Raw genomic sequence first — 26,998 nt, 5'->3', positions numbered from 1 at the left:
GGTTTGAGCGACAAACCCGAGTCACGCACTTCTGAAACCCCCATCTTTCCACCTCGAATCGGTTCGTTCTTGCTCATGGCCAAATCGACCAGCAAAAGTTTGGTGATCGTCGAATCGCCCGCGAAAGCCCGGACGATCTCGAAGTTTTTGGGAAGCGGTTACCAGGTCGAAGCCAGCGTTGGACACGTTCGGGATTTGCCAGGCGGGGCCAAGGATATCCCCAAAAAGTTCAAGAAAGAACCTTGGGCGTACCTCGGAGTGAACGTCGAAAAAGACTTCGAGCCGGTTTACATCGTGCCGGCGGACAAGAAGAAACAAGTCGACAAATTGAAGGCCGCGCTCAAGGATGCAGATAGCCTGTATCTCGCGACGGATGAAGACCGCGAGGGAGAAGCGATCAGCTGGCACCTCTTTGAGTTGCTGAAACCGAAGGTGCCCGTTCACCGTTTGGTTTTCCACGAGATCACAAAGGAAGCGATCCAACACGCGTTGGAAGACCCTCGTGAAATTGACGATGGTTTGGTTCGTGCACAGGAAACCCGCCGGATTCTGGACCGTTTGTACGGTTACGACGTTTCCCAGTTGCTGTGGAAAAAGGTTGGGCGTGGTCTATCGGCCGGACGCGTTCAGAGCGTCGCGGTTCGATTGATCGTTCAACGTGAGCGTGAACGAATCGCCTTCCACGATGCGACCTATTGGGATCTGGAAGCGATCTTTACGACCGACAATGGCGACTCGCTGCCCGCCATGTTGGCGACCGTCGATGGTCGAAAAATTCCAACCGGGAAGGATTTTGATTCGACCAACGGCCAGTTGATCAATCCCGAACTGTTGCAAATGGACGAGCAACAGGCCAAGGAATTGAAGCAGAAGCTCGAAAAGGAAAACTTCCGCGTCGCGAAGGTGGAAGTCAAACCGTTCACCGAACGCCCCAAGGCTCCCTTCACGACCAGTACGTTGCAGCAGGAAGCCAACCGGAAGCTCGGCTTCACCGCTCGTCGCTGCATGCAAGCGGCCCAGCGGTTGTACGAAAACGGTTACATCACCTACATGCGTACTGACTCGACCACGTTGTCGAAGGAAGCCATCAACGCGGCTCGGGATTTGGTACGCAGTGAGTACGGCGAGAAATTTTTGCACGACTCGGTTCGAGTCTACAAAGGCAAGGTCAAGAACGCGCAAGAGGCTCACGAAGCAATTCGACCCGCGGGTACTCCGTTCCGTGTTCCTGGTGCGGTTCAGAACGAATTGGACCGAGACCAATTCCGTTTGTTCGAACTGATTTGGAAGCGAACCGTTGCGTGCCAGATGGCCGATGCAAAAAAGCAACGCATCAGCGTCACGATCGAAGGCGGAGGCACCACGTTCACCGCCAGCGGCACGAGCATCTTGTTCGAAGGTTTCTTACGAGCCTATGTCGAAGGCAGCGACGATCCCGAAGCCGAACTCGCGGACAAAGAGCGTTTGCTTCCAGCGGTCAATGAAAACGATGGTTTGTCGGTCGCGACTTTGGATCCCAAAAGCCACACCACTCAGCCACCATCGCGTTTCAGCGAAGCATCGCTAACGCGGACATTGGAAGAGAAAGGAATTGGTCGCCCCAGTACCTACGCGTCGATCATCGATACGATTCAGCGTCGTGACTACGTGTACAAGAAGGGCAACGCGCTCGTCCCCAGTTGGACGGCATTCAGTGTCATTCGTTTGATGGAGACCCACTTTGAGCCATTGGTCGATTACGACTTCACGGCCCAGATGGAAGATTTCCTGGACACGATCAGCCGCCAAGAGGCTGAGTCCTTGCAATATCTCAAACGCTTCTATTTCGGTGACGAAACAGAACCGACCGGAGACGAGAAGGCTGCGATTGGTTTGAAACCTCGTCTGGAAAGCAAGATCGAAGAAATCGATCCACGCGTCACGGCGAAGTTCTCGTTGGGGATTCCAACCGAAGGCGAAAACCGCGAAGAGGTTTTTGTACGAGTCGGAAAGTATGGGCCGTTCTTGGAACAAGGCGAACGCAAGGCTCCGATCCTTGAGGGGATGGCACCTGACGAGATGACTCTCGCCCGTGCGATGGAATTGTTCGAGGATGCCGCTCGCGAAGATGAGCCTTTGGGGGTTCACCCGGAAACAGGCAAACCGATTTACATCAAGGCCGGTCGTTTCGGTCCGTACGTCCAAATGGGCGAGAAGGACGACGAAGAAAAGAAGAACGCGTCGATCCTGAAAACCATTGCGGTCGAAGACGTCGATTTGGAAATGGCTTGCAAGCTGCTTTCGTTGCCGCGGGATCTCGGTGAGCATCCGGAAATGAAAGAGCCCATTTTGGCTCACGACGGACGCTATGGTCCGTACGTGAAGTGTGGCAAGGAAACTCGCTCCTTGCCGGCTGACAAGTCGCCTTTGGATGTGACGTTTGATGAGGCGATTGAGTTGCTCAAGCAACCCAAGACTCGTGGACGCGCCGCACCGAAAGAACCAATCAAGAAGTTCGAAAAGCCAAGCCCGGTCACCGAGAACGAGATCAAGATTTTGGAAGGACGCTTTGGTCCTTATGCGACTGACGGCGAAACCAACGCGTCGATCCCACGCGGCACTGATCCGAAAGAGATGACTTTCGAAAGCGTTCTCGACTTGTTAGCGGAACGTGCCGCGAAGGGGCCGACGAAGAAGAAAAAGAAGAAGAAGGCGGTCAAGAAAAAGACGGCTAAGAAGGCGGCCAAAAAGAAAACGGCGAAGAAGAAGGCCGCTAAAAAGAAAACTGCCAAAGCAGCCGCGAAGAAGAAAGGCATCATCAAGAAGTCGTCGTGAGATACTCTGCCGAAGAGATCCAGTTGGCCCACGAACTGAAGGCGGCCGGGTTGCCTTGGCAACCCGAGCCGGGGCACTTTGTGTGGGACGGCGAACCATTGATCGAACACGATTCACCGTTTCACGATCGGGTTTTTTTTATCCTCGATCTGAAACACTTCTTGCGTCGTAGCGAATCGATGGATCACTTGATCGCGTCGATGGTCTGGTTGCCGACCTGGCAACAAGTTCGCGAATTATTGGCCGGGTTGAATGTCTCGGCCGATGTCATTCAGTCGCGATTGATTGAGTCCAAAGCGTTGGCAAACGGCAACGAACGTTTGGTGTTGTATCAAATGCTGATGGAAGCCTTGCCCGAGCGTTCTTGATTCGCTGTCGAGACGCGGAGACGGAATGATTGAGAGCAAACCATCAGTCGTTCGAGCCTCAACGCTGTGGCCAACGTCAAGTCAGCGAACGCGGGGCGGACTTGCTGCTCACCTGCTTCGTTTAGATCGCTCCCGTTCAAAGATCTGAACTCGCCGAGTGGTTGTCATCGAGGGTCTCTACCGGTCACGCGTCGCGATCGCGAATCGGGTTTCACCGTGTTTCATGGTGGATCGAAGAACCTGGCGTTGGGGCCAAATTGGATCGAATCGATGACGAGTTCTGGCCGATAAGAATGCCGCAGTGGCTTCACAATCCGCAACGTTGAGTTGAATCGGTTGCACAGCAGCGTTCGTCTCGCAACGCTCACATGTGTCTGAAGAAGTATTTTCAGAAAAATCGTTGTGGACGCTAAAGTCGTTGAAGTTGGTCAAGTGAATGGTCGATCATTGCCAATGGAATGATCTGCTGTGATCGGATTTTCCATCGAAATGTCCGTTTCACATACGTTTGAAACGGGCGGAGCCGGTTGCAATGGCCGGTCACGAATGCTCCTCATCGAAGTGTGAAACATGGACGCCACACGTCAGCCAAACGCAACTCGCAAGACTCGCCCAGCCAAGCGTGAACTCGTTTTCTCGTTGGTTGTGGGTGGTTGCCTCACGTTGACTTCAACCGGTTGCGCAACTCGTTCGATGTCCTTGGCATCAATGAATCCGTTCGCAAGCAAAAGCACGGCAACAGTTAGCGAACCCAACAAAGGTCCCAGCTTCATCGCTTCGGCAGGTGACTCGGTGGGCAAAGCTGCCGGCGGCGTCGGCACCGCGACCAAGAACGCTTGGGGCAAGACCACCGGAACGGTCGCTGGTTGGTTCAACCGAGGTTCGTCCGACGTTAACAGCGATCCGCTCTCGTTGGAAAACGAACCTGGACAGTTGGAACCCGATGTCTTGGTTGCCAACGGACAACTTTGGGAATCAACCGGCAATTTGACCAAAGCCATGGAAAGCTATTCCAAGGCATTGGAAGATGCGCCAAATCATGCCTCCGCGTTGACAAGTGTGGCTCGTCTTCACTTTCGTGAAGGCAATCACTCCAAAGCGGCTGAATTCTTTCAAAAAGCAATTGCACAGAATCCAAACGACGCTGCCCTCTACAACGACTTGGGGCTGACGTTGGGCAAATTGGGGCAGCACCCGATGGCCGTGCAAACCTTGGCACGTGCGTTGGAACTGGCTCCCGGAACTTCGCGTTACGCCAACAACTTGGCGAGCGTGCACTTCGAATCGGGACAAAGCGAACAGGCCTTCAAGGTTTTGGCGGCCAACAACAAACCCGCTGTGGCTCACTTCAACATGGCGTTCTTGCACTACAAGAAAGGCCAGAACGCAGACGCCCAAATTCACCTGCAGCAAGCTGTCACGCATGAAGCAGCTGCGGCAGGCGACCCGGCGACCAAACGTGCCATTGACCGTTCTCGCGAAATGCTGGCTCAGTTGAACCCAGGTCTGGGGACTTCGCCGGCGGCCAACATCGCATCCGCGGCGACTCCTGGCAAAAACATTGGTGCGGCGGCGGGCCCTGTGGCCACGGTTGCTTCGGCACCCGCTCACCTCGCCAACCAGACACCGCCCAGCTATGCCGCTCCACCGAGCTACGCAATGCCCGGTGCGACCCAGCCAAGCGGACAGCAACCTGTTGTTCCTGGCAGCAACTCCGCGGTGAGCTACCAAGACTCGAGTGCCGCTGCACCGGCGGAATCGCCGAAGGCGGATGCACCGAAGGCCGAAGGAGCCGCTCCAGCCACGGAATCGAAGGAATCGGCTCCACCGATCAATTTCAGTCTTCCCGAGTGAATCGGCCTGACTGTATCGGAGCGTTCTCGCAAGAGGATAGAATCAGCCGCCGGATCGCCGCGGCTTGCATTCGCCAACGCCGCCGGCCCGTTTTCGGCCCTCGAAGTTCGTTGCGTGGCCGTTTTTGTCGCCTTTCGGGGTTTCTGGGCCACTGTTCCGCTACCCAGCTTCGATCGCCCCTGGTATGACCTGCGGGCATGATTGACGCAGAATTCAAAACGGCCTTGGAACAATTCGGACTCGAGCTCGATGAGCCTTTGGGCATGTCGCTGCAGCAATACGCGCAGTCGCTGTGGCGGTACAACGAGCAGATCAACCTCACCCGGCACACGACGTGGGATTTGTTCGTCACGCGTGATCTACGCGATTGCTTGCAATTGGCTCAGTTGATCCAGCCTGGCGAAGAAGTCCTGGATATGGGCAGCGGAAATGGCGTGCCCGGTATTCCACTGGCCATGTTGCGGCCCGATATCGACGTCGCTTTGGCGGAATCGGTTGGCAAACGAGCCAAGGTGTTGGACGAATTGGTGACCGAACTGAATCTTCCCGTCCCGGTCTATGCGGCTCGCGGGGAAGATTTGCTGGAAGATTTTCGCTTCACCACGATCGTCAGCCGAGCCGTTGGCAGCCTTCTAAAGTTCTGCCGCTGGGTCGAGCCTCACTGGAGCCAGTTTGATCGATTGTTGCTGATCAAAGGTCCCAAGTGGGTCGATGAACGGGGTGAAGCCCGTCATCACGGAGTGCTCAAAGGTCTTGAACTCCGCGTTGTTGCGACCTACCCGTTGGGGAGTGTCGCCCCCGAATTGGCGGAAGCCGAAGAGGGAGACTCGCCCGAGGCCGCCGACGCCAGTCGTGGTGTGATCTTGGAGCTGACGAAGAAAAACAAGGGCTGAGTTCGCTGGATCGAGTTCCGACTGGATCGATTCCGCACCCCGTTTATACTGCTGCGCTCGATGACGCGGCGAACCCGAATCGTTTTCACCTAATTTCGAATATCTATGTCCGATTACAGCCTCACTCACCTGAAACAGCTCGAGGCCGAGAGCATCCATATTTTCCGAGAAGTGGTCTCGGAATTCCAAAAACCGGTGATGCTGTATTCGATCGGCAAAGATTCCGCGGTGCTGCTTCACTTGGCTCTGAAGGCGTTTTACCCCGCTAAATTGCCCTTCCCGCTGCTGCACGTCGACACGACGTACAAGTTCAAGGACATGATCGAGCACCGCGAAAATTATGTTCGTGGGAAGTTGGGGCTGGATGTGTTGGTCCACATCAACGAAGAAGGCCTGAAAGCTAATATTCCCCCGTGGGAAGACAGCGAGCGTCACACTGAATTGATGAAGACGGACGCTCTGAAAGCGGCTTTGGATAAATACCAGTTCGACGCCGCGTTTGGTGGGGCTCGCCGTGACGAAGAAAAGAGCCGTGCAAAAGAACGCGTCTTCAGTTTCCGCGACAAATCGCATCGCTGGGATCCAAAGAACCAACGCCCCGAACTTTGGAATCTCTACAACGGACGCGTCAACAAAGGCGAGTCCATTCGCGTCTTCCCGATGAGCAACTGGACCGAGTTGGATGTGTGGCAGTACATCCATATGGAAAACATTCCGATCGTCCCGTTGTATCTGTCAGCGCCTCGCCAAGTCGTCAATCGTGACGGATTGTTGCTGATGCGAGATGACGATCGCATGCCATTGTTGCCAGGCGAAAAGGAAGAAACCCGCATGGTGCGTTTCCGAACGCTGGGTTGCTATCCGCTCTCCGGGGCCGTCGAAAGTGAGGCGACAACGTTGCCCGAAGTCATCCAAGAGATGCTGCTGACCCGAACCAGCGAACGCCAAGGTCGAATCATCGACCAAGACGAAGGCGGCGTCGGCATGCAAAAGAAAAAAGAACGCGGCTACTTCTAGGAAGGTTGAAAGGGAAACAGAGGCACAGAACCACAGGTCTGCGCCGATGCCACTTGCTCCTAAATCACTTCGATTTGCTTTCCGATGCACCCGTCCATTTGCCAACCTGTGGCCCTGCGACACTGAAATACTGAGACACTTTCATGAGCCATCAATCTGATCTGATCGCTACCGACATCGATGCTTATCTGAAGCAGCATGAGCAAAAGCAATTGCTGCGTTTCATCACCTGCGGCAGCGTGGACGATGGCAAGAGCACGTTGATTGGCCGTCTGCTTTATGATTCCAAGCTGGTCTACGAAGACGAATTGGCAAAAGTCCAAAGTGACTCGGTTCGCCAAGGCAGCGTGGCTGGTGGATTCGACCCGTCGTTGTTCATGGACGGGCTGAAAGAAGAACGTGAACAAGGCATCACGATCGATGTTGCGTACCGCTACTTCAGCACCGCGAAACGCAAATTCATCATCGCGGACACGCCTGGTCACGAACAATACACTCGCAACATGGCGACCGGTGCCAGTAGCGCTGACCTGGCGATCATCTTGATCGATGCCCGGCATGGCGTTCTGACTCAAACCCGTCGTCACTCGTTCATCGTGTCTTTGTTGGGTATTCGCCATGTGGTCGTGGCAGTCAACAAAATGGACATCGATGGTGTCGACTACAGCGAAGATCGCTTCAACGAAATCTGCGACGACTATCGCAGTTTCGCGACACGTTTGGATTTGCCCGATCTACATTTCATTCCAATCAGTGCGCTCAACGGCGACAACTTGGTTGACCGCAGCGAGAACATGCCGTGGTACACCGGCAGCACGCTGATGAACTTCCTTGAAACGGTCTACATCGGTTCGGACCGCAACCTGCAAGACTTCCGATTGCCGGTTCAATTGGTCAATCGTCCCAATCTTAACTTCCGCGGTTTCTGTGGAACGATCGCGTCGGGAATCATTCGCAAAGGCGAAGAGATCACGGTTCTGCCAAGCCGTCAAAAGTCCAAGGTCAAAGAGATCGTCACCTACGACGGCAACTTGGATGAAGCCTACGCACCGCTGGCAGTCACGCTGACGTTGGAAGATGAAATCGACGCCAGTCGCGGCGACATGATCGTCCGCAGTGGCAACCTACCGCGAAGTGAGTCCGACGTCGAAGCGATGTTGGTTTGGATGAACGAAGAAGCGATGGTTCCTGGCAAAACCTACTTGGTCAAACACTCCACGCAAACGGTTCCCGGGAATGTCGAGACGTTGGCTTACAAAGTTGACGTCAACGATCTGCATCGCATGCCAGCACCGACGTTGGAACTGAATGAAATCGGACGGGTTCGATTGTCGTTGTCCGCGCCAATCCACCACGACCCATACCGTCGCAACCGAACGACGGGAGCGATCATTTTGGTCGACCGCATCACCAATGCGACGGTCGCTGCGGGCATGATTTTGGATCGCGGGACGACCGGAAGTCACAAATCCGTTTGGGATGATGAAGTCTCCACCGATGATTCATCGGATGCACTGTCGACCGTTACCACGGAAGAGCGAGCGGCTCGATTTGGTCAGAAACCCGCCACGGTGTTGTTGACCGGTCTGACCGGCAGCGGCAAGACTTCGATCGCTCGGGCGGTTGAGCGCAAGTTGTTCGACGCGGGACGATCGGTTGCCGTGGTCGATGGCGAATTTGTTCGTCGCGGACTAAGCCGAGACTTGGGCTTCAGCGCGGACGATCGCAGCGAGAACTTGCGTCGTAGCGGTCACTTGGCTCATACCCTGAACGACGCGGGGCTGATTTGCTTGGCGTCTTTGGTGGCACCGTCTGATGATGTGCGTCAAAAAGTCGGCAAGTTGATCGGTGAAGATCAGTTCTTGGTCGTGCACGTGGCAACTCCTTTGGACGTTTGCCGCGAGCGTGACACAAAGGGACAATATGCCAAGGCAGATGCGGGTGAGTTGTCCAACTTCCCTGGCGTGACTGCGAAATACGACGTTCCGACCAATCCAGATTTGGCCGTCGATGCCTCCACCACTTCCATCGCCGAATGTGCGGATGCGGTGGTGGAACTTCTGAAATTAAAAGGGTTCATCAAATGAGATGGTGTGTTGTTCCGGCAAGCTTCCTTGCCGTGATCGTGTTGGTCCAACCTTCCTATTCACAAGAATCTTCCGTGAACAGCTCGCAATCTCTTCTGTCCTCCTCACCGCTTCTGAAACCCTGGTTGGGACCGCATGGCGGAGTGCCGCCATGGAATGAAGTTCGTGTTGATGAATTTGATGCCGCCTTCGACGCCGCGATTGAGCAGGCTGAAAAGGAGATCAACCAAATCGCCAATCAGTCCGCACCGCCCACGTTCGAGAACACCATTCTCGCGATGGAAACGGTCGGCGAAGCCCTGCACCGGGTCGAGGTGTTGTTCGATGTTCATGCCGGTAACCTAAATCTCGGGCCGATCCCGGATTTGGAACGCAGCATCACGCCGAAGCTGGCGGCTTATTCTGACTCCGTCACCCAAAACGCAGCGTTGTTCGCTCGGATCGAAGCGATTCACGATGACGTTTTTGAGAAGAAGACTGCGACGCTGGACGACGATGCAAAACGTCTGCTCGATGAAACGTTCAAAAGTTTTGTTCGCCGAGGGGCTCGGTTGAGTCCTGAGGACAAATCAAAATTGTCCCAGATCAACACTCGATTGGCTCGGTTGTTCACAGACTTCAACCAGAACGTTCTCGAAGAAGAAAAGGGACACGTCACTTGGATTGATGATGAGTCGCGATTGTCCGGTGTGCCCCAATCGACTCGCGACGCAATGGCGGTCGCGGCTGAAGAAAAGGGTGGCAAGGCCAAGTGGGCCGTCACCAACACGCGTTCGTCCATGGACCCGTTCTTGACCAATGCCGACGATCGTGAGCTTCGGGAAGAGGTTTGGCGAAACTATTACTTCCGCAGTGACAACAACGATCAATACGACAACAAAGGCATCATTCGCGAAATCCTGAACCTGCGAGCGGCGCGAGCCAAGTTGCTCGGGTATCCAACCCACGCCCATTGGCGCATGGAATCCACGATGGCGGGTACCCCCGACCGTGCAATGGATTTGATGATGAAAGTCTGGCCTCACGCTGTGCAGCGTGTCGCGACCGAAGTGGCGGACATGCAAGCGATTGCGGACGCCGAGATGGAAGCGGCTGGCAAACCGAAGATCAAAATCGAACCGTGGGATTATCGCTACTACGCCGAGAAAGTCCGGGCGAAAAAATACGACTTGGACATGGCGGAAGTTCGTCCCTATTTGCAGCTCGATCGTTTGGTCGAAGCGATGATGTGGTGTGCGGACGAATTGTTCGGTTTCCAGTTCCGTCCGATCGGCAACTTGCCGGTCTTCCATCCCGATGTCACCGTTTACGAAGTGGTGCAGAAGTCCGACGGAAGCCATGTGGGACTGTTTTATCTCGACCCGTTCGCTCGCGAAGGCAAACGTAGCGGCGCATGGATGATGGATTACCGAGGCCAATCGGGATGGGATCTTGATCCCGCCTCCGCGGACGTTCCTGTTCGAACACCCATCGTTTCAAACAACAGCAACTTTGTTCCCGCTGCGGACGGCAAGCCAGTTTTGATTTCTTGGGACGATGCGACCACACTGTTCCACGAATTTGGGCATGCTCTGCATGGGCTTTCTAGTCGCGTGCATTACCCATCGCAGTCCGGCACCAACGTGGCTCGTGACTTCGTTGAGTTCCCGTCGCAGGTGCTGGAGCATTGGTTGTCGACTCCTGAAGTGTTGACTCGCTACGCGACGCACTACGAGACGGGCGAGCCCATGCCGAAGGAATTGCTCGACAAGATCGAAGCTTCGTCAAAGTTCAACAGCGGGTTCGAAACCGTTGAGTATCTCGCTTGTGCGATCCTGGACATGAAGCTGCATCAGTTGCAGGCTGGCGACATTGATATCAGTGAGTTTGAAAAGTCGGCACTCGCAGAAATCGGCATGCCAGACGAATTGCCGATGCGTCACCGTCTGCCTCACTTCAGTCACCTGTTCAGCAGCGACGCTTACTCGGCCGGTTACTACAGCTACCTTTGGAGCGACGCGCTAACGGCGGATGCGGCGGAGATGTTCGTTGAGGCCGGAAGCTTCTTTGACGAGGAAACCGCCGCGAAGTTGTTCGATCACATTCTCAGCGTCGGCGACACGATTGACCCCGTCGAAACCTACCGCAATTTCCGCGGTCGAGATGTCGATACAGAAGCCTTGCTCCGCAAACGCGGTTTCGCGGAATGATCCGAATCATGATCGCCGTCGGAATGGCGATTTTCCTTCAGCGTGCAATAGCAATTCTCTTTCGTGCGATCTGAACGAAGCGGCTTGTGTTATATGCCGTCCTGGCGTGTAAATTGATAAGATGATTTAGGATCGATGCCCTGCCTGATCCAATCGACTGGAATGTGCTTGCAACGGATTGGAAGAACATGTGGACGGACAGCCATGACATGCAAGCGAAGGAGGGGATGCGTTGTCTGAAAATGAAATGACGGCCATTCCCGTCGACTGATGCCGGCCAGTTGTCCACGAAGCGAAACTCCGTCTCGGGTAGCACATGAGGTTAAGCATGAGTCTCTCAATCCGTGAACTTTTGATGCTACCCACATTGGTTGGACTTGCCCTTGCCGGTGTGATGTTTGGTCCACCTATATCATGGGTTGCTTTGATAATGGTGATCATGCTTTTGAACGCAATCGCCATTGATGCGTTTGTTGCGTCGCCTCGGCGACGCTCGTTTGCAATTGGCTTTTTACTGCCGTCTCTTGTCTACCTCGGAACCACGATCGCCGTCGGCAGTACGGAATATGCCGCTCGGGGTGGAATCCTGCCTACCACAGAGCTTTTGCAGTACATGCTCAGGCCTGCATATGTATTTGGCATCTCTCCGGAGTCGGATTCTGCACTACGGCAAGCGAATGCTCTGTCAGTCATGCCGTTGGGGCAATTGTTTTTCGCGTGCGTCTTCGGGTACTTGGGTGGGTGGTACGCGAGGTTGGCTTCGCGTTCTAGTGATGCCAAATAGCGTGCATGTTCGGAGCGTTGTTCCCTGGACCGCACATCCCGTCGGTTTGGCACCTTAGAATTATGGGTACGGTGGCCTTCGTCGATTCAATGGGAGCACACCGCAACGCATGTGCGACGAACGGTGGTTGCGGCGGCTTTCTTTTTCAATCAAGTCGGCTTTCACCTTCAAGGAAAACTGGCCATTGTCTAGTCGGGGTTGTCGATGTCTTCCCAAAATCGACCGGTCGAATTGAATCCCTACGATTCGCCAATTCATTGCGATGGTGCGAAGCGGCTGACGCCGAGTCGACACCCATTACTCTTGCTGCTGGCAAGCATCTTCGGGGTAGCAAGCATTGGCCTCGCTCTGCTGGTTTTGATTGAGTCATTCAATATGGCACAGCGACAGGGCTACAATGTAGAAATTGCCAAAGGGCTGACTGTCGCGGTTGGTTTCGCTTTGCTTGGCAGTTGTTGGGCGTGCTCGTGCTGGCTTTACTGGATACGGCGACCGCGGTTGGCCACCGCAATCAATCTCGTTGCTTTGGGTTCTGGCGGTTTGTTCTGGACGCTTCTTGAACTCGGCGTTGTCCCTTGAATTCGCATTCCAAACGCGATTTGCTTGTTTCGTTGGTTGCCAGGATGTGCTCGTAGCAATCAACGCAATCGGCAGTGCTCAAGCGCGAGGCGACGTGAAGCTTGCTGGATGATGTCTGATGGCAAACGAGGACGCCGTTTTAATTCTGTTGGCGCTGCTCGAGTTTGCAAATCGAAAACCGAAGGCCATTGCTCTGCTGTCTGCGATAGCCGACGGTGGCTGGTCAACTCCGGTATGGTTTTTGAAGCATTCAACTTGGTATTTGTGTTATGAGAACCCTGCGTTTGGATCCTGTACGTGGTACGACGCGGTCGCATCGTCAATGGCGATACCGGATGCAGGTGCTTGGCACGGTGCTGATCTGGGCTCATCGAGCAAACGCTACCAAAGTTGATTTCTGCTCTGAGCGGAGCGAGCCGTTTCGCTATTTTGACCGAGCGTCCAATGAGGTTGACAGCGAGTTTGTGCAGCCACCCGAAGAATTGCGATCTGAACTGTCGGATGTGCTTTTTCTGAATGCAATTGATGGTCATCCGCTCGTCCGCCCGTTACGACGGTCACTACGGTGGAGCTTCGGTTGGTACACCACTGCCCTACTTCGCGTTCCTGACCTAGACAACCGACTCGAGTCTGAATGGATGATGGTGGTAGATGGTAAACACGCAAAATTCGAACTGCTGACCACACGGCCATATGTTTCGGCTGGCTGAATGATAGGCCTCTTGAGGCCGGGCAGGTGGTTTGGTGGACATTGCAATTAGCGAGCGACCAAGTAGGTGCCGGCAAAACGGTCGCTGAACAAACGGCGACGGCTTCGGTAAATCACGATCGCGAGACAGACCGTGATTACGGTGCCGGCTGCTGAGAATCGTTGTACCGTTTCAATCGGCCAAAGAGCACTGACTTCGCCTCGCCAAGTCCAAAGCAATATCAGCACACAGGCGGGAGTGAAACCTGTCGCAAACATGCGAATGAAGACTCGCAACCCGGAGGCGAGTTCGCCTCGTTTGTTGACGACCGCTAAGCCGAACAGTCGTAGGATCATTCCGCCTCGAAAGAGTAGCCCGGTCACCATGCTTGGCACCCAAATCAGTTCCAACCACGTCAGGGTTGCCCAAAAAACACCGCCGCCGAGTCCGATGAACTCATTTCCTAGGCGAGGCAGTTCGTCATGAGATGATCGGATCTCTGCGACCAAGGCTTCTGCCGATTCGATTTCCGATTCACTAAGTTCGGGTAAGGCATCAATCTCGTTCAGCGTTGTTCGGTGCGCCGCGAACAAAATTTGACCATAGACCGATAGCATGACCTCGTCATCGTGTATCAGGTGTTCGTAGTTGGCTTTGGCGTACGTTTTCAAAGCGTTTAGACGCAACGTTTTGTCTGGTTGGCCTGCTCCGCGTTCTTGTGCGGTCAGAGCCAACACCTCCTGCAACTCGCGTGCTTCGGGCATCGATGCCTCTTGTTGCTGGACGACGACTGTCATCATCACGCTCGACAAAATCGTGAACATCGGCAACACAAGGGTTGCCGCGATCATGCCAGCGACTCGATTGGAAACGCGGATTGGCCGTTTCGTGAGCAGGGCACTCAAAGTCTTCGTCACCGATGTGAGGGAAGAGGCATGCTGTAGTTCGCCAATCAATTTTGCTTCGGAAAGCGACATCGCGTGACTGCTGGATTGCGTCGTGCGATAGCGGTCGGCAAATAAGCTTGCGACGTTGGACAGCGTGCTTAACCAGGCGGAATCATCTGTGCTTTGCAGTTGTGTTGTCAGTTCAGCTGATGATTCCGGCTGCCTCACTTTTTCGCCTTCCGATGGATCGACCATTCCAAACGGCAGCAGTTTGACGTGGCCGGTTTGTGTCACCCACACTTGATTGATTGACAAAGATCTTGTTTGATCGTCCGCTTGCGAGCTGGCGGAAAACTCATCTACAAGTTGTCGAAGCACGTTCTTGGCAGTCGACCATGAAAGTGATTTTGATTCTTCGTCGGCGATCGACCAACCTGAAAGGGCTTCAAAGGCGTCCCAGGTTTGCGTTGGTTCGGCTTGTCCACCCAGCCATCGCAGAACACAGGGGCGACTCGAGTTTTTTTGCATCGATGTCAGAGGCGAAGCACCACTCGGTCGAACGTGCAACCAGATTCGGCGAAGCAACGTGGTGTCGTACCCGAGCAACAGTTCCCCCTGGTCGGTCCGGCCAAGCGACTGCAGGACGTGGTAGGGGCCGATCTTTTCCGTGCCGGATCCGCGATCGAATGATTCGCCAGCATCTGAACGTGGCTTTTCGATGACAATATTCATCTTTTCCACAACACGCGTTCCCGTAATCAGGTCATGGATGGCCGCATTGCCATTGCGTGCTCGAGCGGTCAGGAACATGCCCGCCAAGATCAGGTAGTGAGCCCAACCCAGCAGCAGTGCAACAGCAAACGTGCCGAAGGACGTGACAGGATTGAATAGCACGTCGCCCAACGCATAACGACCGATGTGTCCTGGAAGAACTGGTGGAATCGTAAACAGCAACGAACGCATGGCTGCGGTTGCGAGCGTGGGACGACCACCTGCTTGGACGACCTGCAATCCCAAGAGTCGCTTGCCAAGCGTTTTCCCGTAGCGCCATTCGCTTAGTGCGAAATAGAAGAATTGGGTTGATATCCCAAACACAGATGCAATCACCGCACTGAACCCAGGAAACGGCTCGCCCTGGGCTACCGATGCTTGGCTTGAAAACAGGAACAAGCTGATCGGAGTCAACACGATTGCTAAGACGAGGTAGTCCAACACTGCCGCCAACGTGCGACTGCCCAGCGTTGCTGGTGTTGGTACTCGTGAACTTAGGGGCAGCAACGCCGTGCGTAGTTCGTCGTAGCTGGCGAAACGATCTCCCGGTGCTTTCTTCAAGCACTTGGCGATGACACGATCCAGTTCCGTATGGGCTTCCAGTCCAGAATCACGAAGCGATGGCGCCGCGTTGTCGAGCACACGGGCAAGCAGTTGCACCATGTTGTCAGCGGCGAATGGAACTTTTCCGGTCACCAAGTAGTACATTGTGACACCGATCGCGTAGATATCGCTGCGGTGATCAAGAGGTTCGCCGCGTAATTGTTCTGGCGAGGCATAGGCCGGCGTGCCTAGGAACGTGCCAACTTGTGTGATCTCAGTTTGCGTTTGGGCCAGTTCCGAGCCAGCCGGTAAATCACGCCCCACCGCGGTGATAGACAATCCAAAGTCGCCAATCTTGACGTGCCCATCTTCATCGACGAAGCAATTGTTTGGTTTGATATCGCGATGCAGGATGCCTGCATCATAGGCCGCGTCCATCCCGTCGATGACCTGCAGGATCACATCAACGGCGGCTTTTGGTTGGAATGGACCGTTGGCTTTGACAAATTGGTGAAGTGTGCCGCCACGAACCAGTTCCATACTGATCGTTGGTCGACCTTCGATCTCATCAGTTCCATAAACGTAAACGGTGTTGGGGTGATTGATCGATGCGGCCAGACGTCCTTCGCGAAGAAACCTGGCACGTGAGTCACGATCTTCGAGTGAGTGTCCCATCACCTTCAAGGCCACTCGTCGAGAGGTCGGTATGTGATCGGCTTCATAGACCACTCCCATGCCACCGTGCCCGAGTCGGCCCACGATTTGATAGTCACCAAATGCTTGGTCAGGGACTAGATCGGGAAATTCAATGTCGTCACTCGATCCGACACCGAGCACGACTGACTGGGTGACGTCGAGTGTGGGAGCAGCAACCTCGGACGGCGTTGGCTGCATCGCTAACCGCATCATGCAGGCGGGGCACGCCAATTGCCCTGCCGCCACTGTCAGTTCCTTGCCACATTGCGGACACCGGCCGCTGTAGTCGTCACGGTTGTTCATCATCCAAACTCCTGTTGAAAAGGCTGGCTCAGGAGTTGGTAACGAAAAACGGACAGATGGTTACAGTAAATTGGACGGTTTTCTTCGAGCGAGTCATTGAGGTTCTTCTATCGCTGAGGAGCTAAACCTAGGAGATCGCCTTCAACAGCGTTTCTAGCTCATCGGTGACATCGTTCTCGTCTTCAACTGTGGCCGCCACGGCATGTCGCAATTGCTCACGATATTCTCGCCGTAACCGATGGACAGCCACCTTCACGGCCCCGAGTGTCATGCCCAATTTACTAGCGGTCTCTTCGTATTTGACGTGACCACTTTCCAAACTCAGGTAAGTCGACAAAACATCAAATAACTCGGGTTTTCCACGGGCAGCGTACTTCCTCGCGAGCAAACTCAACGCTTCTTCCAGGACCGTGAGAGCCCAGCGGCGTTCAAACTCCGCTTCAGGTGATATCGCCGTAGCTGGTTCAGCGATAAGTGCGCCCTCCGCGTCTCGCACATCCAGGCTCAACAAACGCCGGCCACCGCCACGCCGTAAGGCATTGTCTCGCGCGTGTTGGTTTCGCATGAAATTTTGCAATGAAGACAGCAGGAACGTGCGAAAACGTCCACGTTTCCGATCCGCAATCGAAAGGGCATCGCTCGAAAGTAGATGGACAAAAAACGCTTGAACGGAGTCCTCCGCGGCTTGCGTTGATTGACCACTTCTGCGAGCAAACCCATAGAGTGGACGCCAGTATCGTTGGCACAGATCGCTTAGCAGATCGTTGTGTGACTTCCCAACCTGATCGCCAGCTGCAAGCACCAAACTCCACTGCGTTGTTTCAAATCCAAAGTTCTTCTCGTTGGAATCTACCATTGATCAGACGTTTAGATCGAGTGATTGGCAGTTTGTGATGTTTCGCTCATTGCTAAGTTGACGTTCAGGCGGCTTCATGATCACCGACCTTTGGATCAGCGAGTCGGGCGGTTGGCTTCGAGTTGTTTCTCGAGTTGTCGCATGCTGCGTGACAGCAGGACTCGGATGGAGACATCGGTCTTGCCGAGTTGTTCCGCGATCTGTTTGGTCGGCATGCCATCGACGTAGCGAAGCCGGATGACGTTTTGCTGCTCTTCACTCAGTTGCCCGATTGCTTGGGACATCGCGTTGAGCCGAATGTTTTGGCTGACCACGGCACTGGGTGACGTCATGCTGGCGGCGAGCAATTGTTCCATTCCCATCGCACCGTCATCGCTGCCTGACGCACCGCCACCGTGGATCGATTGTTGCCGACCGGCATCGCGTCGTTTGGCATCAAAGTGAAATCGGTGGGCGTCGACCACGCGTCTGCGGGCGAGTTGTTGCAACCACTGCATCACCGAATACTGGTCCAGCGGTGCGGTCGGCAAACCTGAGATGGCGGCCGTCGCGATTTCTTGGATCAGGTCGTCGACTTCGACCAATGCCAACAGGTGTTCGCCGGTGATGGATTTCACAAATCGAAACAGAGAATCGCGATTCTGAGCGATGTATTCGCCCAACGCGTCGACGTCTCGCTGGCGAATTTTCTGAATGAGCGGATCATCCGCTGGTGAGTTCGATGAGTCGATTGAGCTTTCGTCGTTCATCGTGATAGCCGAAGAGGAACAAAGACGGTGCATGCCATCTTACCGAGGTGCTCGCTATCATGGGCACGCGGCACCTTTTTCGTGTACCGTTTTCCTGTTCGACGAATCTCGAAACAAACGTCCTGTGTCATGACGTCTCGACAGTCAGCCCAACGTCGTGCATCGACCACCGCGGAGGATTCCACACTGGATCTGGACGAGATCTTGCTGGCGTGCCTGGAGTGTTTGGCAGAGGATGAGGAGGGTGGCAATCCTCAGCGAGTTTGGGAGTTGCTTCCCGCTCGGTTTCAAAACGATGCGGCGGCGGGCGATCGATCAGGCCGCTTCGTCTTGGTGGAAATGGTGAAGATGAGCATGGCGATCGCGGTGCAGAATGAATGCCCACGATGGTTGGACGATTACTTTGATACCTTTCCCGAATGGTTTTCCGCTGAGTCGGCTCCGTTTGATTTGGTGATGGAAGAGATTCAACTTCGTCGCGAATGCGGGCAGACTCCAGAACACGCGCATTATCGAAACCGGTTCCCTCATTTGGAATCGGTTTTGAAGCCACTGTTCGATTCTTCGGGCGATCAACACGCGTCCATCGCGAAAACACCTCGTCGTGGGACGCCGACCGAGTTGGCGGTTGGAGCGGTGGTGGATGATTTTGAGATCATTCAAAAACTGGGTGAGGGTGCGTTCGCTCATGTGTATTTGGCTCGTCAGAATTCCATGTCGCGATTGGTCGCGTTGAAAGTCGCCAACGACACCGGGGACGAACCGCAAGCACTTGCCCAGTTCGACCATCCGAACATCGTGCGAGTGTTTGATCAGCGTCAGGTGGCGGTTCGTGATGATGAAGCGGCAGGTCGCTTGTCCGAGTTGTATTTGCTGTACATGCAATTTCATCCCGGTGGCACATTGGCGGACGTTGTCCGTTTGGCTCGTTCGGTTCCGCTTGTCCAACGCGACGGGGACATCCATTTGCGGGCGGTGGATCAAGCGTTGTTGGAATCGGCGCAGGTCGTGCCGGATCGCTCGACCACTCGAGCATGGTTGGTTGGATGCGAATGGCCCAAGGTGGTCGCTTGGGTTGGTTTGCAATTGGCAGACTCTTTGCATACCGCACACGAAGCCGGGGTGCTGCACCGCGATGTCAAACCGGCCAACGTTTTGTTGACCGCCGAAGGCTTGCCGCAGTTGGCGGATTTCAACGTGTCGATGGCGGGGACTGCCGGCCGTGCCGGTGCCGCATCCTCGTTGGGCGGTTCGGTCGGTTACATGGCTCCCGAACATCTCGATGCGATGAGTATCACGCGGGACGGGCGTCCAGAAGATGTCGGTGAGGCCGCGGATTTGTATTCTTTGGCGGTTTTGCTGTGGGAATTATGGCAAGGGAAGCGACCGTTTGACTGTTCGCATGAGACTCATTCTTGGACGGAGTTGTTGGAGGAACAGCATGCGGCGCGGAAACGCGAATTCTTGGTTCCGGATCGGTTGGACACACCGTCGGAACGAGTTCTGGAGAGCGTGCTTCGATCCGCGTTGTCGGTGAATCCCGGGGATCGTCCGGAGAATGGCGCGGCGATGAGTGGTAGCCTGCGTTTGGCGATGCACCCAGAAGCCGCACGCTTGTTTGATCCAAAACCTGGCTCTTGGATGCATGTGCTGGGAAAGGTTTCACCATGGTGGCTGTCCGTTGTTTCAATCTTGCTGCCCAACATCGCGGCGGGATTTATCAACTACTTTTACAACCACAGCGAGATCATGCCGGCAGAGATGCGAGCAAGCCTGGATGAATTCGCGATCTGGGTGAATTCAGTTGCGTTTCCGTTGGGAGTTGGATTGATCGTCGGCTACACGCGTGCGTCCGCGAGAGCGTTGAAGGCAACTCGGCAGGGTGAATCCGTGGGAGAAGATGAGCTCAATTCCATGTTGCGGCTGGGTTACCGGGCCGCATCGATTGGAGGTACGTGCTGGCTGATCGCGGGATTGGTTTATCCGCTGTTGTTGAAGGCGAGGTTTGATGAGTTCACCGATGGTCAGGCGGTTCACTTCTTCATCTCACTGCTGATTTGTGGTGGGGTGGCGATGGTGTACCCGCTGTTCGCGTTGAACGTGGTTGCGACTTGTGTGCACTATCCCAAGATGATTCGACAGACGATGCGGGATCCAAACTTCGAACGCCATTCGCAACAAATGATCGGCGATAGCGAATCGTTCTTGCTCATCGCCGCTGTCATCCCGTTGATGGGAGCTGCCTTGATGGTCTTCAGCGAAGGGCAGACGAAGGAGTATTTGCTGATTGCAATCATCGCTGGCATGATCGGTTTGCTCGGCGCGTTCGCAAGTTATCGCATCATCGTTCGAACCTGGGCCGTTCTGTCGGAGGTGCTCTCCAACGAAACAACGGCCACGCCGCGTTGAGGCCTGGCCGTTGGTTCGATGAAGATGGTGTCGAGACGAATCACTGCGAAAGGTTGTTGCCATTCGGTGTGATCTGCTCGATTGCTGAACGCAGCGGATCCTGAGGTGAAACCGCGGAAGTGGCGGGAGCCGGTTGCGTGATGCCACCGTTCTGTGGGGCGACATTGACGGCAGGTGCCGTGTTGGGTTGCACGGTTGGCTGCAACGTCGCCGCTTCGGGAACGACTTCCGTGGTTGTTTCGATTGTGACCGACTCGACCGTTTCGATCGGCAAGGAATCCATCGAGAAGCATTTGCGATTGTTGAACTCGTTGCATTCGAAGAACTCATCCCAACTGTCGATGATCACGGTCAAGTGTTGCAGGCCGATGATCAGCCCACCGCGATTGCCCATGGCGAGCGTCTCAATTGGCAGGGAGACTTCGACTTGGAGGGCTCCATTGGCGGGTATCTGTCCGGCGACCACGGTGGTGCGAGGTGAATGCGGCAACGCTTGGCCAAGCGAACCGATCGCGGTGACATGGAAGTCTTCGACGCAGCGATTGCTTTTGTTGGCGATCACGATCCCGAAGCGAGGGCCACAGGATCGATCCACGACAGGAAGTTGTTTGACCTCGACGATTTCCAAATCGCCGATGTCGTCGGGAGGAACGATGAAGCCTTGGCCTTGGCATGCGACGATGCCGATGGTCACAAAGGCGATGAACAGGATAGCCGTGTTGAGTGCCTTCACGGAAAAGGATGTGCGATACATGAGATTGTGCCTCGTAGAGAATTTTGCAGGTTCATGAAAAAGCCCGGCAATCCACTGTTGGGATGTACCGGGCATGCCGTGCGATGAGCGTGATGCGTTGTTTGGGTTCGATCACTCGGTGAAATGGATCACCGTGAAGTGGCTCACCAGCAACCCCAGTAGCTTGTGTAGACGGGGGTGTAGTAGTGGTGCACGACAGGCTTGTAGTGCACGACGGGTGTGTAGTGATAAGACGAGTAGCTGTAGGGGCTGTAGTACGAGTTGTAGTGGGTGTAGCCGTAGCTGCGATGGCCATAGCTGCGGTACCCGTAGCTGCCGCGGAAGCGACGGTAGCAGGCTGCGACTGCTTCTTCGGAATCCACTTCGTCTTCACCGTCGTTGAGCAGCGATTCGACATCAGCCAGCCCGAGTTCCATGTCGTCAGCCGAAGCTTCGGCGATGTTCTCGATGTCGGCGGTGTTGTTGCTTTCGGCGGCGGCCAAGCGAGCGAGCAAGTTGTCGTCAGCTTTCACGGCGGTGCCGACCAAGCAGAAGGTCATGGCCATTGCAGCGGTGATCAGAGTTCGTTTGGACATCGTTCAGTCTCCAGGAAGTTTGTTTTGCGGCGTTGTAAGAAAGTCGCCAGCGAGTTTGCCGCGTCGTTCGCTGTCGTTCGTCTTGTGACTGAACGGCTAAGCGGAGGAGGTCCAAAGTTGTTACTGGAAAAAACGAATTTGTTTTTGAAACATCGAATCTGTAACAACTTGACTGCAGATTCGCTTGGAAAGCATCGCCCACACGCGTGCGTGATCCTTTCTTCCTTCTGACCAACGAGTGAACCGATGCGACTTTCTCACCGCAGTCTCTGCTTCTCACTGTTGTTTGTTGTTTTGCCCACTCTTCAAGTTCGGGCGGATGACGAGCTGTTTTCGAAAGTTGCCATCGACTCCGTTTTCACGACGGCATCGTCGAAACAGACCAGCGAGTCATCGAGCCCTTCGATCTCGATCGAGGCTGGATCGCCGAAGGTGGAAACGATCGATGATTTGGACGAACTCTTTCCACTCGCCAAAGAAATCGATGATGACGCTGTCCGCGAATTTGGTGCGATTCGGTTGGTCAGTCGATCTGACAAATGGAGCTTCTCGACTCGGATGACCATTCAGGGAGATTCGCCAAAGGTGGTCTTTGAAATGGCGCTCGTGACGCTGGACGAGGCTCCGATTGAAAACGAACGAGCGATCTGGCTGTCGCTGATGGAGGCCGGGCAAGCGAGCCGGGCAACGTTCTTCGGGATCAACCGCGAGACGGCAGAGGATGGCAAGCAAGGCCAATTGGTGCTGCGTTCGACGATGTCGGCTGTGGGGCTGACCACGGAATCGTTGCGTTCAAAGCTGCAATCGCTCAGCCAATTCGCCGTGGAAAACTCATCGGCTTGGTCGCAATTTCGAGCCAAACCAACGGAAAACACGGCGAAAGCGGCTGTCAAAGAGTTCTCGTTGGTCGGGCAATGGCTGGCGACTCCGGTGTCCGGCGAAGCTTACGCGATCGATTTGAAAGCCGTTTCGAATGGCTCGGGGGCGTTTCAATTGGTGCACGTCAAGGATTCCAAATCGACGGTGTCATCCGGCAAATACTCGCTGAAAGACGGCCAATTCTCGTTGGCCGCGGAATCGGGAGATCCGTTGGTTTTTCCGCTGACGTGGAGCGATGCTGACCAATTCGAGCTGGAAATCGGGACGGTGAAGGTCAATTTCAAACGTCAGAAATGATTTTCGGTAACACCTGGCCGGAATTTTCGCTTGGTCGTTTGTTCCCAACTTCACACCACACCTGATTTGATGAGGTGATCCAATGTTTCGCTGCCGCCTGACTCGAATGCTTCGAATTGCTTTTCACCGTTGGATGTCGTTGCTCTGCCCAGCCATCATGCTGGTCATCTCGCTCCAAGCGACCAGCGCCATGGCGGGCGGGGAAACCTACAAAAAAGTCCTTCCTTCGACCGTGTGGATCATCACGGCAAACGGGGAAGACCAAACGTCCACCGGAACGGGCGTCTTCGTCGACGCGGACAAAAAGCTGGTTCTGACCAACGCTCATGTGGTCGGTGACAGTCGGACTGCCGTGGTGTTCTTTCCCGAGAAAAAGAACGGTGAAACGTTGGTCAAACGCAAGCAGTACCTGGATTCGGTGCTGAAGTTGGCTCAGCCGGGCCGGATCGTCGCGGTGGATCGCAAACGTGATTTGGCTTTGATCGAGTTGTCCGAAGTGCCCGAGCGAGCCGAAGCGATCACGTTGGCCGAATCGAGTGTAACGGTTGGCGAATCAGTCGATTTGATCGGAAATCCCGGTGGATCTGACGTGTTGTGGGTCTACACCAGCGGCACGGTCCGCTCGGTCTATCAAAAGAAATTCAAATCGGATCACGGCGAGCACGATTTTCGCGTTGTCGAGACTCAAACGCCGATCAAGCCCGGCGACAGCGGTGGTCCCGTGGTCAACCAAGCCGGCGAGCTGATCGCGATTGCCCAGTCGTTCTCGCCGTCGCAGATCCTGGTCAGCTACTGCGTGGACGTCCAGGAAATCAAGGCGTTCATCCAAAGTCCTTGGAAAGCGGCTCCGTTGGGCACCAAGGTGGTTTTGAAAAACGCGGAGGTTGATTTCGAATTGCATTCGACTGGTCACTACGAGGTCAAGCAAAAGCTTTCCTCAGGGGCGACGCAGTCGGTCTTCGTCGCGAAAGACACTGAGTACTTCCAGCGAGCTGACGTGCGAAAGGTTTGGTCCTTGGTTTCGGTCAGCAGCGAGCAGCCCACGGCCGAGCTGATGATGCGACTGATGCGGCAAAACTCGGCGACCAAGATTGGTGGCTGGGTGGTGGAAAAGAACGGGGCGGGCGAGTTTTTGATCCTGTACGTCGCGAAATTGGATGCGACTGCACCCGATGAAGCCGTCGCCGCCTCGATCGACTATGTCGCCCGAATCGCGGGAGCGATGAGCAAGCAACTGGAATCCAAGACGAAGGAGGAGGCCAAACCGGAGTCGTCGACCCAGACGCTGGCATCGTGGTTGGCCAAGTGAATTCCCGGACGTTTGAAAAACTCAAAGTTTCTCTGTAACGCATTCAGAAGTCTGCCGCTTGGCAGTTTGTAAGGCGAAGACATCGCCGCGACGCAAATCCAAACTTTCCAATGACCGGAGACTGAACGATGAAAATTCAAGCTAAAAAATGGATCTTGGCCGCTTCCGTGATCAGCACCGTTGCTGGACCCGCGATTGATGCCCAAGCCTGTGGCGGAGCCCGTCGCAGTGGCGTTTCGCGAATCGTGTCGCAGATCCACTCGTCTCGCACGACCAATCGCTACCCATCATCGACGCCTCACTACTCATCGATCCAGCCCACTTATCGTCAGGCTCCCGTTTATCACAACGCTCCTGTCAGCGTTCAGCCTTCGCCGGTCGCTTCGCAGTCGTTCTCCGGTCAGGCTGTTTCTAACCAACCTGTTTCCGGTCAATCGTTCGCTCCACAGCAACCCGTTCAGCAACAGTTTGCTCCTCAGCAACCTGCTCAGAACAATTTCGTCGACCAGCAGGTCCAAGGCTCGCAAGCTGCACCAACGCTGCAGGCTCCCGTTCAGCAACAGGCTCCTGTCCAGCAACAAGCCGCTGTTCCGCAACAAACTCAAACGCAGCCAGCGACTCAGGCTGCTCCTTCAACTCAGCCCGCTGCATCGGCGGAAGCATCGGCACTCGCCATGTTGGCCTCGATCAATCAGCGAACCACCACGCCAACCCAGGCGACTGCACCAACTCAAACCACGACGCCAGCACAAGCCTCCGCACCTGCAACTCAACCTGCAGCCACTCCATCGCAGATCCCAACGTTTGGATCGGCCACGTCGGCTTCCAGTGTCAGCACTCCGGCACAACCTCACGTGGGATCGTGGAACGTTTCCTTGCCTGGTGAGCAATCGGTGTCGCTGAAGTTGAACTCCGACGGTTCATTCGTTTGGGTCGCTTCCAAGTCGGGACAAACCAGTCAGTTCTCCGGCCAGTACCGTTTGGATGGTGGCAGCCTGACCTTGGTCCGCTCGCAAGATCTTCAAAAAATGGAAGGCACTTGGACGGCCAGCCAGAACGGTGGCTTCGTCTTTCGAGTTGGCGGCGGCACCAATGGTGGACTCAGCTTCACACGTTCGTGAACCATCGATCGACTATCATGCAGCGGTTCCAATGTCCCGCTGCATGAGGTTTTGAAGTGCAAAGAATTGTCGACTCGCGAATCGCACTCGTTGCGATTCTTTTTGTTTGCGCCGGTTCGGTCACCGCCCAAGAATCGACCGCCCCCAAACGATCCACTCAAACCCACAAAGACGTTCCTTATCGGTCCGGGGGCGATCTGACGGATTACCAAAAAGAACGTTGCCGTCTCGATCTGATTCATCCAACCGATGAAGACGGATTCTCGACCGTGGTTTGGTTCCACGGTGGCGGATTGACCGGTGGAAGCAAATCCTTTCCCGAAGGTCTGCTCGATCAAGGGATCGCCATTGCGGCGGTGAACTATCGCTTGCATCCGAAGGTCAAATCACCGGCTTATGTGGAAGACGCGGCTGCTGCGGTCGCTTGGGTTTTCAAGAACATCGAGCAATACGGTGGTGACCCGAAACGCATTTATGTCAGTGGTCATTCGGCCGGCGGCTATTTGACCAGCATGGTCGGACTGGATCAGCGTTGGCTCGCGGAACACGAAATCGACGCCAATCAGATCGCAGGTTTGATCCCTTACAGCGGTCACACGATCACGCATTTCACGGTTCGCAAAGAGAACGGTATTGATGGTCGCCAGCCGATCATCGATGACATGGCACCGCTGTTCCATGTTCGCAAGGATGCTCCGCCGTTGCTATTGATCACGGGAGATCGCGAACTCGAAATGCTCGGTCGTTATGAGGAGAACGCTTACCTTTGGCGGATGATGCAAGTCGTCGGGCACCCTCACACCAAGTTGATGGAACTCGACGGATACAACCACGGTCAGATGGACGAGCCATCACATCCGTTGCTGCTGCGGTTCATTCAGAAACTGGAAAAGGAGTGACCAAGCCGCAGACATTGCCGGGCTCTAGAAACGCCAGGTGAGTGATGCCATAGGTTCGGATGTCCCAGTCGCCCGGCGGCAGTTGTTCCAAGTCGAACGTGTTGTCAGTCTCCACGACTAAGACACTGCCGGGAGGGGCGTATTGCTGGACTCGGAGGATGATCGATTTCAACTTGGGGTAGAACTCAGGGTCGGTCCACATGCGATAGGGCGGACTGAGGAAAACGATCCAGGCGGTGTCGTCTTCCGGGCTGGATGGCTTCAGCAATTGATCCGCCAACGCGAAGGCGTCGCCCATTACCAAGCGGACTTTGTCTTCAATCCCCAAACGCTCGGTCGTGTCGCGAATTTGTGCGATCGCCTTTCGCATCGGTTCGACGAGGACGGCGCTGGTGGAACCACGGCTGATCGATTCCAGTCCCAACACACCGGTCCCGGCGAACAGGTCAAACGCGATCGTGCCCCGACAGGCTCGGCCCAAAATGTTGAACAGATTTTCGCGGACGCTGTCCCGCATCGGGCGAGTGAATTCCTCGCCGTGATAGGTCACGGGACGGCCACGCATGTCACCGCCGATGATTCTCAGCTTGGTGGGCTTGCCGTCGTCGGTTCCGCCCTTGAGGTTTCGTTGCTTGGGCTTGCCGCGTCGATTGTTGGTGCGTTTCGATTTCATCGA

Annotated in this window: 19 protein-coding genes; 13 read left to right on the top strand and 6 right to left on the bottom strand. The window is 55.0% G+C overall.

What is annotated here, in order from left to right:
• Positions 1-3: 3 nt before the first annotated feature.
• From topA to RB_RS16250, 8 genes are all read left to right on the top strand, one after another.
• On the top strand, positions 4-2,814 hold the full coding sequence (topA, locus tag RB_RS16285; protein ID WP_007328430.1) for a type I DNA topoisomerase: 2,811 nt from the start codon (positions 4-6) through the stop codon (positions 2,812-2,814).
• Complete coding sequence (locus RB_RS16280; RefSeq protein WP_007334157.1) at positions 2,811-3,182, top strand: hypothetical protein; 372 nt, start codon at positions 2,811-2,813, stop codon at positions 3,180-3,182. Before topA ends, RB_RS16280 begins: the two co-directional genes overlap by 4 nt.
• A gap of 570 nt (positions 3,183-3,752) precedes the next feature.
• On the top strand, positions 3,753-5,036 hold the full coding sequence (locus tag RB_RS16275; RefSeq protein ID WP_011121645.1) for a tetratricopeptide repeat protein: 1,284 nt from the start codon (positions 3,753-3,755) through the stop codon (positions 5,034-5,036).
• A 197-nt stretch (positions 5,037-5,233) separates the two neighbouring features.
• Positions 5,234-5,929 carry a 16S rRNA (guanine(527)-N(7))-methyltransferase RsmG gene (gene rsmG / locus RB_RS16270; protein WP_007334161.1) on the top strand — a complete coding sequence of 232 codons (696 nt, stop codon included), beginning with the start codon at positions 5,234-5,236 and terminating at the stop codon, positions 5,927-5,929.
• 105 nt (positions 5,930-6,034) lie between these two features.
• Positions 6,035-6,946, top strand: coding sequence for a sulfate adenylyltransferase subunit CysD (cysD, locus tag RB_RS16265; protein WP_007334163.1), 912 nt, complete (start codon positions 6,035-6,037; stop codon positions 6,944-6,946).
• A gap of 143 nt (positions 6,947-7,089) precedes the next feature.
• Positions 7,090-9,033 (top strand): sulfate adenylyltransferase subunit CysN, encoded by a 1,944-nt coding sequence (cysN, locus tag RB_RS16260; RefSeq protein WP_011121644.1) that lies wholly within the window; start codon positions 7,090-7,092, stop codon positions 9,031-9,033.
• Positions 8,982-11,222 (top strand): M3 family metallopeptidase, encoded by a 2,241-nt coding sequence (locus RB_RS16255; RefSeq protein ID WP_011121643.1) that lies wholly within the window; start codon positions 8,982-8,984, stop codon positions 11,220-11,222. Before cysN ends, RB_RS16255 begins: the two co-directional genes overlap by 52 nt.
• Before the next feature lie 439 nt (positions 11,223-11,661).
• On the top strand, positions 11,662-12,006 hold the full coding sequence (locus RB_RS16250) for a hypothetical protein (RefSeq protein ID WP_231845697.1): 345 nt from the start codon (positions 11,662-11,664) through the stop codon (positions 12,004-12,006).
• A 1,336-nt stretch (positions 12,007-13,342) separates the two neighbouring features.
• Here RB_RS16250 and RB_RS16230 read toward each other — a convergent pair.
• The 3 genes from RB_RS16230 to RB_RS16220 form a co-directional block, all read right to left on the bottom strand.
• Positions 13,343-16,477, bottom strand: coding sequence for a protein kinase domain-containing protein (locus tag RB_RS16230; RefSeq protein ID WP_011121636.1), 3,135 nt, complete (start codon positions 16,475-16,477; stop codon positions 13,343-13,345).
• Positions 16,478-16,601: 124 nt separating this feature from the next.
• Entirely contained in the window at positions 16,602-17,330 is a 729-nt protein-coding gene (locus RB_RS16225; RefSeq protein WP_011121635.1) for an RNA polymerase sigma factor, read from the bottom strand.
• A gap of 95 nt (positions 17,331-17,425) precedes the next feature.
• Complete coding sequence (locus tag RB_RS16220; protein WP_007324482.1) at positions 17,426-18,079, bottom strand: RNA polymerase sigma factor; 654 nt, start codon at positions 18,077-18,079, stop codon at positions 17,426-17,428.
• A gap of 129 nt (positions 18,080-18,208) precedes the next feature.
• On the opposite strand from RB_RS16220, the gene RB_RS16215 reads away from it, so the two are divergent.
• Positions 18,209-20,488 (top strand): serine/threonine-protein kinase, encoded by a 2,280-nt coding sequence (locus RB_RS16215; protein WP_164922110.1) that lies wholly within the window; start codon positions 18,209-18,211, stop codon positions 20,486-20,488.
• Positions 20,489-20,528: 40 nt separating this feature from the next.
• Here the strand turns inward: RB_RS16215 and RB_RS16210 are convergent, their stop codons facing one another.
• On the bottom strand, positions 20,529-21,242 hold the full coding sequence (locus tag RB_RS16210; RefSeq protein ID WP_164922109.1) for a hypothetical protein: 714 nt from the start codon (positions 21,240-21,242) through the stop codon (positions 20,529-20,531).
• A 143-nt stretch (positions 21,243-21,385) separates the two neighbouring features.
• Complete coding sequence (locus tag RB_RS16205; protein ID WP_011121631.1) at positions 21,386-21,817, bottom strand: hypothetical protein; 432 nt, start codon at positions 21,815-21,817, stop codon at positions 21,386-21,388.
• A 246-nt stretch (positions 21,818-22,063) separates the two neighbouring features.
• Between RB_RS16205 and RB_RS16200 the strand changes: the two genes are divergently transcribed.
• The 4 genes from RB_RS16200 to RB_RS16185 all read left to right on the top strand — a co-directional run bounded on the left by RB_RS16200 (position 22,064) and on the right by RB_RS16185 (position 26,322).
• On the top strand, positions 22,064-22,993 hold the full coding sequence (locus RB_RS16200) for a hypothetical protein (RefSeq protein WP_011121628.1): 930 nt from the start codon (positions 22,064-22,066) through the stop codon (positions 22,991-22,993).
• Positions 22,994-23,075: 82 nt separating this feature from the next.
• Entirely contained in the window at positions 23,076-24,302 is a 1,227-nt protein-coding gene (locus RB_RS16195) for a S1 family peptidase (protein ID WP_011121627.1), read from the top strand.
• Between the two features lie 128 nt (positions 24,303-24,430).
• Complete coding sequence (locus RB_RS16190; protein ID WP_011121626.1) at positions 24,431-25,423, top strand: hypothetical protein; 993 nt, start codon at positions 24,431-24,433, stop codon at positions 25,421-25,423.
• Between the two features lie 56 nt (positions 25,424-25,479).
• Positions 25,480-26,322, top strand: a complete 843-nt coding sequence (locus tag RB_RS16185; protein ID WP_007334178.1) for an alpha/beta hydrolase — start codon at positions 25,480-25,482, stop codon at positions 26,320-26,322.
• Here RB_RS16185 and RB_RS16180 read toward each other — a convergent pair.
• Positions 26,297-26,995: an RsmD family RNA methyltransferase gene (locus RB_RS16180; RefSeq protein WP_007334179.1), complete on the bottom strand. Its 699-nt coding sequence runs from the start codon at positions 26,993-26,995 to the stop codon at positions 26,297-26,299. The genes RB_RS16185 and RB_RS16180 overlap by 26 nt on opposite strands.
• Positions 26,996-26,998 lie beyond the last annotated feature (3 nt).

Origin of the sequence: Rhodopirellula baltica SH 1 (assembly GCF_000196115.1) — a bacterium.
In the GTDB taxonomy this organism is placed as follows: domain Bacteria; phylum Planctomycetota; class Planctomycetia; order Pirellulales; family Pirellulaceae; genus Rhodopirellula; species Rhodopirellula baltica.
Note: the sequence above shows the minus strand (reverse complement) of the source record. Positions and strands in the feature narration are given on the sequence as shown.